Raw genomic sequence first — 14,322 nt, 5'->3', positions numbered from 1 at the left:
GGGGTTGCAGCCGGCTGTTGCAACGGTTCGCAACCCTTGCCAGACCTTGGGACCCGGGTGTGGTGTGGCTCACATGACTACCACTCTCGAACCTCAGACCACCGGCGACGTGACACCGCAGCAGCGGGTCGACGCGTGGCTCGCCGACTTCGAGGCGGCACTGGCTGCTCGCGATATCGACCGGGCCACCGCCAAGTTCGCCACCGACAGCTTCTGGCGCGACCTCGTGTCCTTCACCTGGAACATCAAGACCGTCGAGGGCCGCGATCAGATCGCCGGCATGCTGGCCGCGCGGTTGGCCGACACCGCCCCGTCGGGGTTCTGCACCCGTGAGGCGCCGACCGCCGAAGGTGACGTGACCGCGGCGTTCATCGAATTCGAAACCGCGACCGGGCGCGGGACCGGGCATCTACGACTCAAAGGTGACCAGGCCTGGACGTTGTTGACCGCACTGCAGGAGCTGAAGGGGTTCGAGGAAGCAAAGGGGTCCAGTCGGGTGATGGGCGCTGTGCACGGTAGCGACCCTGATCCCCGGTCGTGGGCCGAGAAACGCGCCCACGAGGAAGCCGAGCTGGGCCGGACCACCCAGCCCTACACCCTGGTGATCGGTGGCGGTCAGGGCGGGATCGCGTTGGGCGCGCGACTGCGCCAACTCGGGGTGCCTGCCATCGTCGTCGACCGCCACGAGCGGCCCGGCGATCAATGGCGCAAGCGATACAAGTCGCTGTGCCTGCATGATCCGGTCTGGTATGACCACCTGCCTTACCTGCCGTTCCCGCAGAACTGGCCGGTGTTCGCTCCGAAGGACAAGATCGGCGATTGGCTGGAGTTCTACACCCGCGTCATGGAAGTGCCGTACTGGTCGAAAACAACCTGCCTGTCGGCCTCCTTCGACGAGTCGGATCACCGCTGGACAGTCGAAATCGATCGCGACGGTGAGCGGTTGACGCTGTATCCGGCCCAACTGGTGCTGGCCACCGGCATGTCGGGTAAGCCGAGCGTTCCCACCTTGCCGGGCCAGGACGTCTTCGCCGGCGAACAGCACCACTCCAGCGCCCATCCCGGGCCCGACGCGTATGTGGGCAAGAAGGCCGTGGTGATCGGCTCGAACAACTCGGCGCACGACATCTGTAAGGCGCTCTACGAGAACGGCGTCGACGTGACGATGGTGCAGCGATCCTCGACGCACATCGTCAAGTCGGACACCCTGATGGACATCGGCCTTGGTGACCTCTACTCCGAACGGGCGCTGGCGGCGGGGATGACCACCGAGAAAGCCGACCTGACGTTCGCGTCGTTGCCCTATCGGATCATGCACGAGTTCCAGATCCCGTTGTACGACCAGATGCGTGAACAGGATAAGGACTTCTACGACCGGCTCGAGGCGGCTGGATTCGAATTGGATTGGGGTGCAGACGGTTCCGGATTGTTCATGAAGTACCTGCGGCGCGGATCCGGCTACTACATCGACGTCGGTGCCTGCGATCTGGTGGCCGACGGCCGCATCAAGCTCGCGCACGGCCAGGTCGATCGGCTCACCGAGGATTCAGTGGTGCTGACCGACGGCACCGAACTGCCGGCCGATGTGGTGGTGTACGCGACCGGGTACGGATCGATGAACGGCTGGGCAGCCGACCTGATCGGCCAGGACGTGGCCGACAAGGTCGGCAAGGTGTGGGGTCTGGGTTCGGACACCCCGAGAGACCCCGGACCATGGGAGGGCGAGCAGCGCAACATGTGGAAGCCCACCCAGCAGGAGAACCTGTGGTTCCACGGTGGCAACCTGCACCAGTCCCGGCATTACTCGCTCTATCTGGCGCTGCAGCTCAAGGCGCGCTATGAGGGAATCCCCACCCCGGTGTACGGGCTGCAGGAGGTGCACCACATGAGCTGATAGCACTGCCCGCAGAATAGGGGGCATGGCTCACGACGACCCCTACCTCTGGCTCGAAGAAATCGCCGGTGAAGACCAGCTCGCATGGGTGCGCAAGCACAACGATCCGACCGTCGCCGAATTCAGCGATGAGAGGTTCGAGCAGATGCGCGCCGAGGCGTTGGAGGTTCTCGACACCGACGCGCGAATTCCGTACGTGCGCCGCCGCGGTGTGTATCTCTACAACTTCTGGCGCGACGCCACGAATCCGAGGGGGCTGTGGCGACGGACCACGCTGGAGAGCTACCTGACCGAGGATCCCGACTGGGACGTGATCATCGACCTCGACGCACTCGCCGCCGCCGATGGCGAGAAGTGGGTGTGGGCGGGCGCCGACGTCATCGAGCCGGATCACACGCTGGCGCTGATCAGTTTGTCGCCAGGCGGCTCGGATGCCGCGATCGTGCGCGAATTCGACATGGTGAAGCGGGAATTCGTGACCGGCGCCTTCGAGCTGCCGGAGGCGAAGTCGCGGGTGTCGTGGGAGGACCACGACACTCTGCTGGTGGGCACCGACTTCGGGCCCGATTCGATGACCGAATCCGGCTACCCGCGGATGGTGAAGCGGTGGCGGCGCGGTGAGCCGCTGGCTGAGGCGCAGACGTTGTTCACCGGGCCGGTCACCGATGTCGCTGTGGGAGCGTCAGTCGACCGCACCCCGGGATACGAGCGGACGCTGCTGAGCCGAGCCGTCGACTTCTTCAATGACCAAGTCTACGAACTGCGTTCGGGCGAACTGGTTCGGATCGACGCGCCGACGGACGCGAGTCTGTCGGTGCATCGGGACTGGCTGCTGATCGAACTGCGCAGCGACTGGCTGACCGGCACCGCGTCATATCGGACCGGGTCGCTGCTGGCCGCCGACTACGAGCAATTCCTGTCGGGGACAGCCGAATTGGCTGTCGTGTTCGAACCTGATGAGCATTCCAGTCTGCACCAATACTCCTGGACGCTCGACCGTCTGCTGCTGGTGAGTCTGGTCGACGTCGCCAGTCGGGTCGAGATCGCCACACCGGGATCCTGGACACGTGAACCCGTTGCGGGCGTCGGAGACAACACCGTCATCGTTGCCACCGATCCGGATGGCGACGAGATCTTCTTGGATTCAAGCGATTTCATCACGTCGTCACGACTGCTGCACGGCAGCGCAGGTGGTGAGCTGACCGAGATCAAACGGGCACCATCGTTCTTCGACGCCTCCGACCTGGAGGTCGCACAGCACTTCGCGACGTCGGATGACGGCACCGAGATCCCCTATTTCGTCGTGGGGCACCGGGATGCCCGGGAACCCGGCCCGACGCTGCTCGGCGGCTACGGCGGATTCGAGGTATCACGCACCCCTGGCTACGACGGCGTCCTGGGGCGGCTGTGGTTATCGCGGGGCGGCACGTACGTGCTGGCGAACATCCGCGGCGGCGGCGAGTACGGACCGGCCTGGCACACCCAGGCCATGCGGGAGGGCCGGCACAAGGTAGCCGAGGATTTCGCCGCGGTGGCACGCGATCTCGTCTCACGCGGAGTGACCACCATCGAGCAGCTGGGCGCGCAGGGCGGCAGCAACGGCGGCCTGCTGATGGGCATCATGCTGACCAAGTACCCGCAACTTTTCGGTGCGCTGGTGTGCCAGGTGCCGCTGCTGGATATGAAACGCTTCCATCTGCTGCTGGCCGGGGCGTCGTGGGTGGCCGAGTACGGCGACCCGGACGAGCCCGAGGATTGGGCGTTCATCTCGGAATACTCGCCCTATCAGAACATTTCGACTGACCGGGCCTATCCCCCGGTGCTGATCACCACCTCAACACGCGATGACCGGGTGCACCCGGGCCATGCCCGCAAGATGACCGCCGCGCTCGAGGAAGCCGGCCATCCGGTCTGGTACTACGAGAACATCGAGGGCGGGCACGCCGGCGCTGCCGACAATGCGCAAACGGCCTTCAAGTCCGCGCTGAGCTACTCATTCCTGCATCACATGCTGGGCTGATGAAGTGAATTGACCAGTACACGTTGCGTAGTACCCTGAACCCAACAGCTAACTTCTCAGGGGGTGCGCGGTGCAGGTCGATGTCGATAAGATGCGCTCCGCCGCGAACCGCTCGTACAACGCCGCCTCTTTCGCCATGGAGGGCGCTGACCAGCTGAGTCGCTCAAACGTCGGCGCTGGCATCTTCGGTGATTTTTCGGCTGCGGAGTCGTTTCACGGTGCCCTCTCCGAGGCGCACAGCAATCACATCCAGCGGCGTCGCCAGCACGAAACTCATCTCGGGGTGTTGGGCGACAAGGGACATAAGACGGCGTCGGTGTTTGTCGAGATGGAGGAGCGCAATGCCGAGGCTCTGCGTTCGGAGTTGTGACCGAATATCCGAGCCTCAAGCACATCAGCATCGGTGCCCTCGTCGGTGAGGCCGGCGGCGATCCGTGGAAGGTAGACCAGACGTTGCAGAGCGGCGATCCCGGGGCGATCAACGACCTCGGCCGGGCGTTCTACAGCGCGGGCGCCTGTACCACCGAGACATACAAAGAATTCGAACAGGCACAGCAGCGATTCCGCGCGTCCTGGAACCGCGGGAACGGTGAGCACCCCATCAATGACAGCGCTGAGGTGCAGCGCGCTACGACCCGGCTGATGGTGCAGCAAGATCAGCTGCCCGCCATCGGCACAGATCTCGCCAATATCGCGGCAACTCTCGCTGAGACACAGCGCTTTTCAAGCATGCAGGTGGAGAACCTCAACACCCAGCTGCACTATATCGACGCACTGATCGACCAGGCACTGGCCCACGATCAAGATACCTCGGCTCTGGAGGACAACGCGATCACAGCAACCTCCGGAGTACGGCACCAAGTCGAGGCGCTGCGCGACGACTACGGCACCAAGCTGGACGCGGCGTTGACCGACCTGCGTGCCGAGCACGGCTACAACCCCGCCCCGATCCAGGATATCGACGGTGCCGGTGAGCCCGGCGCCGAGCAGCGCGGCCGCGAATCCACCGACTACTACGACGCCAACCAGCGCGCCAAAGATGAGGCACTGGTCAACAGCGGCGGCCCGCTGACACCGGAAAAGGCCAATGCTGCAGCACGTTTGCACGATTTCGCGACGGCGACCAATCCCGCTGCCGACCCCGACGCACGCAAGCTGGCCGGTGAGCGGTTGGATGACTTCCGGATGGCTCACTTCACGGGGCCACTGCCGACCGATCCGATGGTTGGAGGCGACGCACGAAGCCGAGCACGGACGCGGCTCGAGTGGCAACAAAAGCTGGAACAAGGAGCGTTCGGCACCAACCCAATGACACCCGACCAAGTGACGCAACTGCTCGATGACAGTGAGCAGCATGGACGGGTCCTGGTGACGCAGCGGGCTCTCGACATGCTTCAGCGCGAGCGTGTATCGAAGGAAGGCGCGGAGGCCTTCATCTCCAAGGCCGCAGGCGGCACACCCTGGAACGAGCTCGTCCAACAGAACACTGACCTTATGAGCGGGTTCTCGGCCGGAGTTGGTGGATACGCCAAAGGCCTGCCGGTTAACGCGCATGACTTCGACAGAATGTCACTCTCAGATGTGAAGGCCATCTCAGAGTTCGGCAAGTACACAGGTCGAGCCGCCACAATATTCGACGCGGTACTGACGTACGAAGACATCAAGCACGGCAACCCTGCCGGGGAGGCGATCGGAGAGTTCGCCGGCGGCACCGCACTGGGCGGGTTGGGTGCCTGGGGCACCGCGATCGCGGTTTCGTCCGTCGCCGGTCCCGAGGCTACCTTTGCAGCTGCTCTAGTAGCGGGTATAGCGACCGGCGAACTTGGTAAATGGATTGGAGGTGAAACGGGTGCACTATTCGACAAGTGAGCCCCTATCCGCGACCGCGCCCCATTTTCCTGCTTGGTCAACTGTGTTGTTCGTGGTCGCGCTAGCACTCATTCTCGCGACTACAGCAGGCATCGCCCGCGCAGATTCTGTTGGGGCCAAAAGACTTATCTACTGGCTGGGCTGGATGTCAGCGGTCGCGTGCGCAGCGGTGTCGTTACTACCACTTGGTCTAAAGACGACCGTCATCACCTTCGTAGGTTTTGCATTCGCGGTGGTTTTCTGGGCCTGGCTGACCACTCCGTACCTGAAGATCGGCCGGCGGACCTTTGCCTTGACGATGGCGGACAGATGTTCAGGTCAAGGCCCAGATTCCGGCGAGGACGCGCCCGCTCAGCTGCCGGCCAACCACTATCCCGGTCCAGTAACGGCAGGGACGGTCTGGTGGATCTTCGCCATCCTCACGACTGCCGCTGGCGTCGGCGTTTACCTCGGAGGCTGGCGATGGCAGACGATTACCGTTGCTGTCGTACTCACTGCGCTCGGGGCCATCTCGGGACTCGATGATGCGTCTCGCGCACTGGGCACAGCCCGGGGCCAGCACGTACAGGCAGCTGTGATCGCTGTGGCCTCGATTCTGCTCTGGCTGGCCCCGATTGCCGCCTATGCAATCGGTTACACCATCGGGCTCCGACACCCTACCGGCAGAGGCAGCGGCCCCCGTTCACTCGACCATGGCTCTTGAAACCTGTGTGCAGGAGTGGTTTGTCTCGGAGCCCTCGCCGGCGGGATCGACGATGCGACACGCAAGCTTCCCATGGCTCGTGGGCAACACGTTCAGGCGATCATCGCTGCGGCCCTATCTATTTGTTGACCGTCATCGAGGATGCAGACGTCGCCGTCATGGTTGGTGCCGATGGTTCTGATGAAGCGAAGACCCTGTCCGCGTAGCGGGCAGGGTCGCCGCGGTGTCCCCGGCGGCCGGGCCGATCAACTCCAGGCGGTGAAACAGCCGCAGCAGTGTCGACTCCGACGGTGACCACCCCGCGCTGGCCCGCAGGATCCGCCCCACCTGCGCGGCGGTCCGCGCCGGGTTCTCCCGCTTGAGCGCGGCCGCCATCTCCAGGGTCGCGGTATCGGTGCGCGGCGCCGATGACCGCGGCGAGGGGATCAGCTCGCCGAACCCGCCGGTGCGGTAGCGGCGGATCCAGCGGTCCAGGGTGTCGCGGGAATAACGCACCCGCGTCCCGAACGGATCGGTGTGTTCGCGGGCGGCGATCTCGCGGACCAGGCGGCCACGGGCCTTCGTCGAGAGCCCACTGTCGAGTGCCGGGCAGATCAATTGGTAGCGGAACAATCCGACCGCGTGGCTTCGCTCGCGTCGTTTCTCATCCTCGGTTGGCAACGGAATGACTCCCTCATCTTTAGCGATGCCACCCAGATCTGTTGCCGAGCAGTCATCCCCGCGACCCTGATCGATCATCGCCGTCAATGTCAGGGTCAGTTCGTGTTGCACCGACCAGTCAAAGCGCTGGCGGCCAGCCCGGTGACAGCAGCCGGGCACCGCTGCCCACCACAGCGACCTGGGCCGCCGTCACGGCACCGATCACCGGCCCATAGCCGAACCGCGCCGCCAGCGACTCGGCGGCAAGGCCGACCGCGGCGATCACATCCCCGCACCGTGATCCGGTCGCTTTCGGTATCGACACGTCGACCCCCGCGGTGACCGCTATCGAGACGAACCAGTGCCGCACCACCTCGGCTCGCCCGGTGATCACCCGCAGCCACCCGCGGACCGTAGATCCGGGAATCCCCAATCGCGCCCCGATCACCCGATGCCCGGCACCGGCCGCCTTGGCCACCACCGCCGCCCACATCAGCTCGGCCAGATAGGCCCTGCGCAGCAACAACGTTGCCGGCAACAACACATGGGTCACCGCGCACCCGCGGCACCGGGAACGACGCGGCCGTACTGGTTCAGCCACGCCCACCACCGCTCGAGAACGGGCGAAACCCCACCGGACGAGCACCCCTTGCGGACACGACGGACACGCCACCTCCCCGGCAGCCAGCCGGGACTCGACGCGCTCGGGATCGACCTCTACCGTGACCATCAGTGCCCTTTCGCACTACGCACGGCGCCGCCGACGGTCTCGGCCAAGAAATCAGCGGGGGCGCCGTGCACCCATCAGTTCCTCGACACACTGACGGTGCAGACCACCAAGACCAAACCCACGCCGACGCCGACCACCACATCGGCAGCATCAACGACGGAACAGCGCCCCGTGGTCCTCACCCCCAGAGACGGTCAACATCTATCTCGATGCTTTTCCTGCCGCCCGCGTTGTACCTGCTCGGCTACCGAATCGGCACCAATCCGCCCCATGGGATACGGCTTACGCGAGCCGGTGGCCCAGCACTATGCCAAGAGGACGACGAGGAATAGTCCGCCAGCCCTATCCCCCGGTGCTGATCACCACCTCAACACGCGATGACCGGGTGCACCCGGGCCATGCCCGCAAGATGACCGCCGCGCTCGAGGAAGCCGGCCATCCGGTCTGGTACTACGAGAACATCGAGGGCGGGCACGCCGGCGCTGCCGACAATGCGCAAACGGCCTTCAAGTCCGCGCTGAGCTACTCATTCCTGCATCACATGCTGGGCTAATGAAGTGAGTTGACCAGCCAACACTACCTAGTACCCTCTAGCTAACAGCTAACTCGCTAGGGGGTTCGCCATGCAGGTCGACGTGGAGGAGATGCGCTCCGGCGCGAACCGCTCGTACAACGCCGCCTCTTTCGCCATGGAGGGCGCTGACCAGCTGAGTCGCTCAAACGTCGGCGCTGGCATCTTCGGTGATTTTTCGGCTGCGGAGTCGTTTCACGGTGCCCTCTCCGAGGCGCACAGCAATCACATCCAGCGGCGTCGCCAGCACGAAACTCATCTCGGGGTGTTGGGCGACAAGGGACATAAGACGGCGTCGGTGTTTGTCGAGATGGAGGAGCGCAATGCCGAGGCTCTGCGTTCGGAGTTGTGACCGAATATCCGAGCCTCAAGCACATCAGCATCGGCGCCCTCGTCGGTGAGGCCGGCGGCGATCCGTGGAAGGTAGACCAGACGTTGCAGAGCGGCGATCCCGGGGCGATCAACGACCTCGGCCGGGCGTTCTACAGCGCGGGCGCCTGTACCACCGAGACATACAAAGAATTCGAACAGGCACAACAGCGATTCCGCGCGTCCTGGAACCGCGGGAACGGTGAGCACCCCATCAATGACAGCGCTGAGGTGCAGCGCGCTACGACCCGGCTGATGGTGCAGCAAGATCAGCTGCCCGCCATCGGCACAGATCTCGCCAATATCGCGGCAACTCGCTGAGACACAGCGCTTTTCAAGCATGCAGGTGGAGAACCTCAACACCCAGCTGCACTATATCGACGCACTGATCGACCAGGCACTGGCCCACGATCAAGATACCTCGGCTCTGGAGGACAACGCGATCACAGCAACCTCCGGAGTACGGCACCAAGTCGAGGCGCTGCGCGACGACTACGGCACCAAGCTGGACGCGGCGTTGACCGACCTGCGTGCCGAGCACGGCTACAACCCCGCCCCGATCCAGGATATCGACGGTGCCGGTGAGCCCGGCGCCGAGCAGCGCGGCCGCGAATCCACCGACTACTACGACGCCAACCAGCGCGCCAAAGATGAGGCACTGGTCAACAGCGGCGGCCCGCTGACACCGGAAAAGGCCGACGCCGCAGCGCGTTTGCGAGACTTCACCACCGCAACCAATCCGACTGCCGACCCCGACGCACGCAAGCTGGCCGGTGAGCGGTTGGATGACTTCCGGATGGCCAAGTTCGTCGGGCCGCTGCCGAAAGATCCCATTCTTGGTGGGGACGCCCGTACGCGAGCCCGCAGCAGGTTGGATCTGCAACGGCAGTTAGAGCATGGGCTGTACGGCCTGCCGCCGATGACACCCGACCAGGCGACCCAGCAGCTCGACGAAGGCGAACAGTTCGGGCGCGTCGTCGCCGTGAAGCAGGCGATCTTCGCCCTCACCAGCCAGGGCATGTCCGAGGACGGCGCCAAGCTGGTCATCAACGATTTGCTGCACCGCGCAGGCGATATCACCCAGTACACCGGACCGACTGCCGCAGGCGTCGATGCCTATGCCAAGGGGATACCTTCCGGTGCTCACGCGAAACTGGAAGATCTGTTGTCACCGGCCGATGCCGGCAAGTGGGCGCATATCGCCGGTAGGGTCGGAAAGTATGGCGACCTAATCGACCTCGTTAGCGCGATCAGCGATCGTGCTCAAGGGGGCAGCAACGAAGAGTTGGGTAGCGCGCTGGGGGGTCTGGCGGGTGGTTCCGCTGCCGCGTGGGGCGCGGCGGCGGTCGCCGGGTCGTTTACTGGCCCATGGACCACCGCAGCGATCGTCATTGCGGCCAGCGTGGTCGGCGGTCTCGGCGGCGAGCAGGTGGGCGGTGGCATCGGATCGATGTTCGACCCGGCCTTCGGTGGGGCCGGGGGCGGCGGAAAGAGTTGATGAGCATGCAACAGACACTGGCGTATGCAGCAATCGGCGCACTCGGCGTCGGGGCGATCTTCAGCAGTTTCCCGCTGTGGAAATCGGCAACTCTGTCGCCGGACTCCGTTGAACGCAGAGTGTGGTGGACCTGTTGCGCGGCCACCGCGGTGTTGTTGTTCTTTTCGCAATTGCCCGACTGGAGAAGTGGGCTGTTCGTCTCGATCATGACCGCAGTGGCCCTGTTCTTTGTCGCCGGTTTCTGGACCAACTTTGTCAAGATCAACGGCCGCGTCTATGGTGCCTTCAGCCAGGGCCGACCCGACCGACCGCCCGCGCTGGCTCAATCTGACGGCGATGAGGACGACGAACCGTGACGCAACGACGGGCCTTGCCCCCATGTAATGGACACGGGGGCAAGGCCCGTGATTGGTGCAGCAAGCCTGGTAAGCGCCCCACTACAATTACTCGCGCCGCGATTGTGGCATCGCCGGGTCATGATTGCTGGAACGGCACTGATACTGCCAGCATTGCTGCTACTTCTGATCTCAAGCTCTGTGGCAGAACAGACGGCGTGGAATGCATGGGTGGCAGAGTTCACCGATTCCACAAACCGCGCTATGTACATCTCGCTCTCGAGCACGGCGTCACAGCTGCTGATGGGGGATCATGCTGACGAAGTACCCGCAAGTTTTCGGCGCGTTGGTATGCCAGGTGCCGCTACTGGATATGAAACGCTTCCATCTGCTGCTGGCCGGGGCGTCGTGGGTGGCCGAGTACGGCGACCCGGACGAGCCCGAGGATTGGGCGTTCATCTCGGAATACTCGCTATACCAGAATGTTTCGGCTGACCGGGCCTATCCCCCGGTGCTGATCACCACCTCAACACGCGATGACCGGGTGCACCCGGGCCATGCCCGCAAGATGACCGCCGCGCTCGAGGAAGCCGGCCATCCGGTCTGGTACTAGGAGAACATCGAGGGCGGGCACGCCGGCGCTGCCGACAATGCGCAAACGGCCTTCAAGTCCGCGCTGAGCTACTCATTCCTGCATCACATGCTGGGCTGATGAAGTGAATTGACCAGTACACGTTGCGTAGTACCCTGAACCCAACAGCTAACTTCTCAGGGGGTGCGCGGTGCAGGTCGATGTCGATAAGATGCGCTCCGGCGCAAACCGCTCATACAACGCGGCGTATCGAGTTCGGGAAGGCGCCAATGCGCTTTCCCGGGCGGCAGTCGCTTCAGGGATTTTTGGTGATTTCGAAGCAGCAGAGGCCTTTCACACGGCCCTGATCCAGACGCACACCCGCCATGTGACTCGCATGCAGGACCACTCCGATGGGCTCGGGACTCTCGGCGATAACGCCCACCGCGCCGCTTCGGAGTTCAGCGAGATGGAACAACGCAATACCGAAGCGCTGCGTGAGGTGCTGTGGCCGAGTACCCAAGCCTGAGGCACGTCAGCATTGAGGCTCTTGTCGCGGGCGCGGGCGGCGACCCTTGGAGAACTGATTCCACACTTCAGCGTGGTGAGCCGAAGCAGATAGCGGATCTTGCGACGGCGTTCTATGACGCCGGTGTCTGTATGACCGAAACTTCCGAGGCGTTCGCGCATGCGCGTAGTCGGTTCGAAGCGTCATGGAATCGCGAGAATGGCAGTCACCCCATCAACGACTCCGCCGAGGTTCAAGGCGCAATCGTCTCACTTCACTTAAACCACCAACAGCTCACCAAAATTGGGGTAGGTCTCGAGCAGATCGCCGCTTCTCTTACGGAAGCACAGCGCGCGTCTCGCAATGCGATCGCGGCCCTGGACGCCGGCCTCAAGGAAATCGATGACGCGATCGACCAGGCCCTCGCGCAGGGCGTGGAATTGACTGAAGCCGACCTCGAGCCCCTCGAGAACATCGCAATTCTCGACACCAGAGAGGCGCTCGGCGAAATCGAGGCCAGCCGCGAGTCATACGCCGGCGAGATGACCCGGGCCATGACCGAGATGGAGGCCGAGGGCTATACACCGGACGCCATCGATGCGGTTGACGGCGATGCCTTGGACGCGGCCGCGGACGCTACATCTACAGCCCGCGCATACAACGAAGGTCAACGCGCCACCGATCAGGCCCTAGTCGACTCGGATGGCCCGATTGCCCCCGAAAAGGCCGAGGCCGCAGCGCGTTTGCGTGACTACGGGACCATCACGAACTCCGCGTCGAGTCCCGAAGCTGTCCGACTGGCGGGCGAACGGCTGGACGACTACGTGAAGTCCGCACACACGAGGCCGTGGAAGCCGGATTCGATATTGGGAGTTCCGCCGTCGAGGCGCGCATTGGTCCGCCGGGAATGGCAGAAGCAACTCGAGCAGGGCCAGCCATGGATGCCGCCCATGACACCCGACGAGGCGACGCGCTGGATGGATCAACAAGAGGCCGACGCACGTCTCCACGCGATAAACGCCACCCAAAAGGCATTCGAAGACTCTGGTATGCCAAAACAGCGGGCCGAATCGGTCGTCGAAGCCTTGGCATCCGGGCTCACATGGCAAGACTTACAGCAATACGCCGACATCACTGGTGATACCGCGACCGATATAGACGGACGTGCCCCTGTTGGTCGCCACGCACTCGACGGCTTCAACCCAGAGACCATCAAATCGATCGCCAATGCGGGAGAGTACGTGAAGGGAGCAGGCTCACTCCTTGAGATCGGGTTGGCGGTCGACGCTTGGCTCAACGGCGCACCTGCTGACGAGACATTCGCGGGGCTGGGTGGAAGCTTGCTTGGTGGTGCTGGGGGCGGTATGGCCTTGGGCTTTCTCGGAGGTTGGGCATTGGGGCCTGGTGGCGCATTCGTGGGGACGATGGTGGGCGGCATGGCCGGCGGCGCTCTGGGAGAACACAGCAGTCGATGGGCGGTCCGGGAGATGAAACATGGCTGAGGTGATTTCCAACCTTTGTGCCTCGGCTATGCCGGCTCCCGCCTTCACCGACTGGAGTCGGGTTCTGTTTGTAGCTGGCCTTGTGGCTGGCTTCATCGGGCTCACCGCTGTCCTGTTGCCGGTTAACGTCAGCCGCAAGCGTTGGGTGTTCTGGGTGGGTTGGACCGCTGCAGCAATCTTGTTGGGTTTGAGCGGGTTACGACGCGGCGTCGCGGAGGCGGGCATGGCAGCCCTAGCCGTGATGGCGGGCGGCATACTGTATTCCCTCTACTTCACGCCCTTCATCAAACTTGGCGGACGCGTCCGCACCTTCTGGATCAGCGATGCTCGTCAAGATCCTAACGAGCCACCTCCGCCGCCGGATAGCTATCTGGAGCGCGTAACCGCGTCGGGCATGTGGTGGAACATGGCAGGACTGGGACTCATCACGGGCACCTTCGCACTAGCGGCCGGATGGTTTGCGCCAGTTGGGATCATGGGTGGTGCGTTGGTTGCGGCTCCACTCGCCGCTGTCGGCCATCTCGATCGAAAGGACCATTTTTCCATTGCTCGGGGTCGTTACATTCCGTTCGCAATCGTGGTGCTGTCGTCAATCCCGACGCTTCTGTGGCCGACGGTGGTGTACTTCGCCGCATACTATTTAACCACTCCGACATCAATCGGCGATGACGCCACACCCGATCCCTACATCGACCATGACTTTTAAAATCTGTTCGCAGGGACTACTTTTCGTTGGTGGAACCATCCTTGTAGCGGCGTGGCTCGGCACCGCTTTCGTCAAGGACCGGCAGTTCGAGCGTTGGCTCTACTGGTTCGGCTCGCTCCTCGGCGGCGCATTCATTTCGCTGAGCTTTGCCGGCCGCGGATGGAAGACCGTCATCATGCTCGCTGCGGGCATCACTTTCGTCACCGTTTTTCAGGCCTATTTCAAAACTCCCAACATCAGGATCCGCGGCCGCAACCATTCGTTTTCCATGCAGGACAGCGCTCTGCTCCTGACCCTTCCGATGTAGACCTGATGAAGACACCGACGAGCCACCGTCGATGCCACTGCGCGATAGCTATCCCGGCCGAGTCACCGCGCCGAAGGCGTGGTGGCTTTTCGCCGTCATC

At 63.5% G+C, this 14,322-nt stretch carries 12 protein-coding genes and 4 pseudogenes; 14 read left to right on the top strand and 2 right to left on the bottom strand.

All coding sequences use genetic code 11. The features are described from left to right. Positions 1–73 precede the first annotated feature (73 nt). The 5 genes from G6N13_RS11010 (at position 74) to G6N13_RS10990 (ending at position 6,486) form a co-directional block, all read left to right on the top strand. Complete coding sequence (locus G6N13_RS11010) at positions 74–1,894, top strand: NAD(P)/FAD-dependent oxidoreductase (RefSeq protein WP_179965118.1); 1,821 nt, start codon at positions 74–76, stop codon at positions 1,892–1,894. A 25-nt stretch (positions 1,895–1,919) separates the two neighbouring features. Continuing rightward, the gene (locus G6N13_RS11005; RefSeq protein ID WP_163696984.1) at positions 1,920–3,914 is read left to right on the top strand and encodes a prolyl oligopeptidase family serine peptidase; all 1,995 of its coding nucleotides are present in this window, start codon (positions 1,920–1,922) and stop codon (positions 3,912–3,914) included. A 70-nt stretch (positions 3,915–3,984) separates the two neighbouring features. Then, positions 3,985–4,284 carry a DUF2563 family protein gene (locus tag G6N13_RS11000; protein ID WP_235677996.1) on the top strand — a complete coding sequence of 100 codons (300 nt, stop codon included), beginning with the start codon at positions 3,985–3,987 and terminating at the stop codon, positions 4,282–4,284. Next, positions 4,281–5,783, top strand: coding sequence for a putative alpha/beta hydrolase (locus G6N13_RS10995; protein WP_163696982.1), 1,503 nt, complete (start codon positions 4,281–4,283; stop codon positions 5,781–5,783). Before G6N13_RS11000 ends, G6N13_RS10995 begins: the two co-directional genes overlap by 4 nt. A 43-nt stretch (positions 5,784–5,826) precedes the next feature. Then, positions 5,827–6,486, top strand: a complete 660-nt coding sequence (locus tag G6N13_RS10990; protein WP_220096778.1) for a hypothetical protein — start codon at positions 5,827–5,829, stop codon at positions 6,484–6,486. Between the two features lie 180 nt (positions 6,487–6,666). Here G6N13_RS10990 and G6N13_RS10985 read toward each other — a convergent pair. Together G6N13_RS10985 and G6N13_RS10980 are read right to left on the bottom strand one after the other, a co-directional pair. Then, positions 6,667–7,146 (bottom strand): annotated as a pseudogene (locus tag G6N13_RS10985) (helix-turn-helix domain-containing protein); the annotation flags it as partial. A gap of 118 nt (positions 7,147–7,264) precedes the next feature. Then, positions 7,265–7,855 (bottom strand): helix-turn-helix domain-containing protein, encoded by a 591-nt coding sequence (locus G6N13_RS10980; protein WP_163696978.1) that lies wholly within the window; start codon positions 7,853–7,855, stop codon positions 7,265–7,267. Between the two features lie 343 nt (positions 7,856–8,198). Between G6N13_RS10980 and G6N13_RS10975 the strand changes: the two are divergent. The 9 genes and pseudogenes from G6N13_RS10975 to G6N13_RS10930 form a co-directional block, all read left to right on the top strand. Beyond that, a pseudogene (locus G6N13_RS10975) lies at positions 8,199–8,408 on the top strand (prolyl oligopeptidase family serine peptidase); the annotation flags it as partial. Positions 8,409–8,478: 70 nt separating this feature from the next. Then, positions 8,479–8,778, top strand: coding sequence for a DUF2563 family protein (locus G6N13_RS10970; RefSeq protein ID WP_163696976.1), 300 nt, complete (start codon positions 8,479–8,481; stop codon positions 8,776–8,778). Then, a pseudogene (locus G6N13_RS10960) lies at positions 8,775–10,293 on the top strand (putative alpha/beta hydrolase). Before G6N13_RS10970 ends, G6N13_RS10960 begins: the two are co-directional and overlap by 4 nt. Before the next feature lie 5 nt (positions 10,294–10,298). Continuing rightward, positions 10,299–10,649 (top strand): hypothetical protein, encoded by a 351-nt coding sequence (locus G6N13_RS10955; RefSeq protein WP_163696969.1) that lies wholly within the window; start codon positions 10,299–10,301, stop codon positions 10,647–10,649. A gap of 286 nt (positions 10,650–10,935) precedes the next feature. Next, positions 10,936–11,340, top strand: a pseudogene (locus G6N13_RS10950) (prolyl oligopeptidase family serine peptidase); the annotation flags it as partial. Positions 11,341–11,410: 70 nt separating this feature from the next. After that, entirely contained in the window at positions 11,411–11,728 is a 318-nt protein-coding gene (locus G6N13_RS10945) for a DUF2563 family protein (RefSeq protein WP_163696966.1), read from the top strand. Continuing rightward, positions 11,707–13,209: a putative alpha/beta hydrolase gene (locus G6N13_RS10940; RefSeq protein ID WP_163696964.1), complete on the top strand. Its 1,503-nt coding sequence runs from the start codon at positions 11,707–11,709 to the stop codon at positions 13,207–13,209. Before G6N13_RS10945 ends, G6N13_RS10940 begins: the two co-directional genes overlap by 22 nt. Beyond that, complete coding sequence (locus tag G6N13_RS10935; protein ID WP_163696962.1) at positions 13,202–13,915, top strand: hypothetical protein; 714 nt, start codon at positions 13,202–13,204, stop codon at positions 13,913–13,915. Before G6N13_RS10940 ends, G6N13_RS10935 begins: the two co-directional genes overlap by 8 nt. Beyond that, positions 13,905–14,222 (top strand): hypothetical protein, encoded by a 318-nt coding sequence (locus G6N13_RS10930; RefSeq protein WP_163696960.1) that lies wholly within the window; start codon positions 13,905–13,907, stop codon positions 14,220–14,222. The genes G6N13_RS10935 and G6N13_RS10930 overlap by 11 nt, the downstream gene beginning before the upstream one ends. Positions 14,223–14,322: the final 100 nt, after the last annotated feature.

It is taken from the genome of Mycolicibacterium sarraceniae (assembly GCF_010731875.1).
Lineage (GTDB): Bacteria > Actinomycetota > Actinomycetes > Mycobacteriales > Mycobacteriaceae > Mycobacterium > Mycobacterium sarraceniae.
The sequence above is the reverse complement of the archived record's forward strand: the minus strand, read 5'-3'. Positions and strand labels throughout refer to the sequence as shown.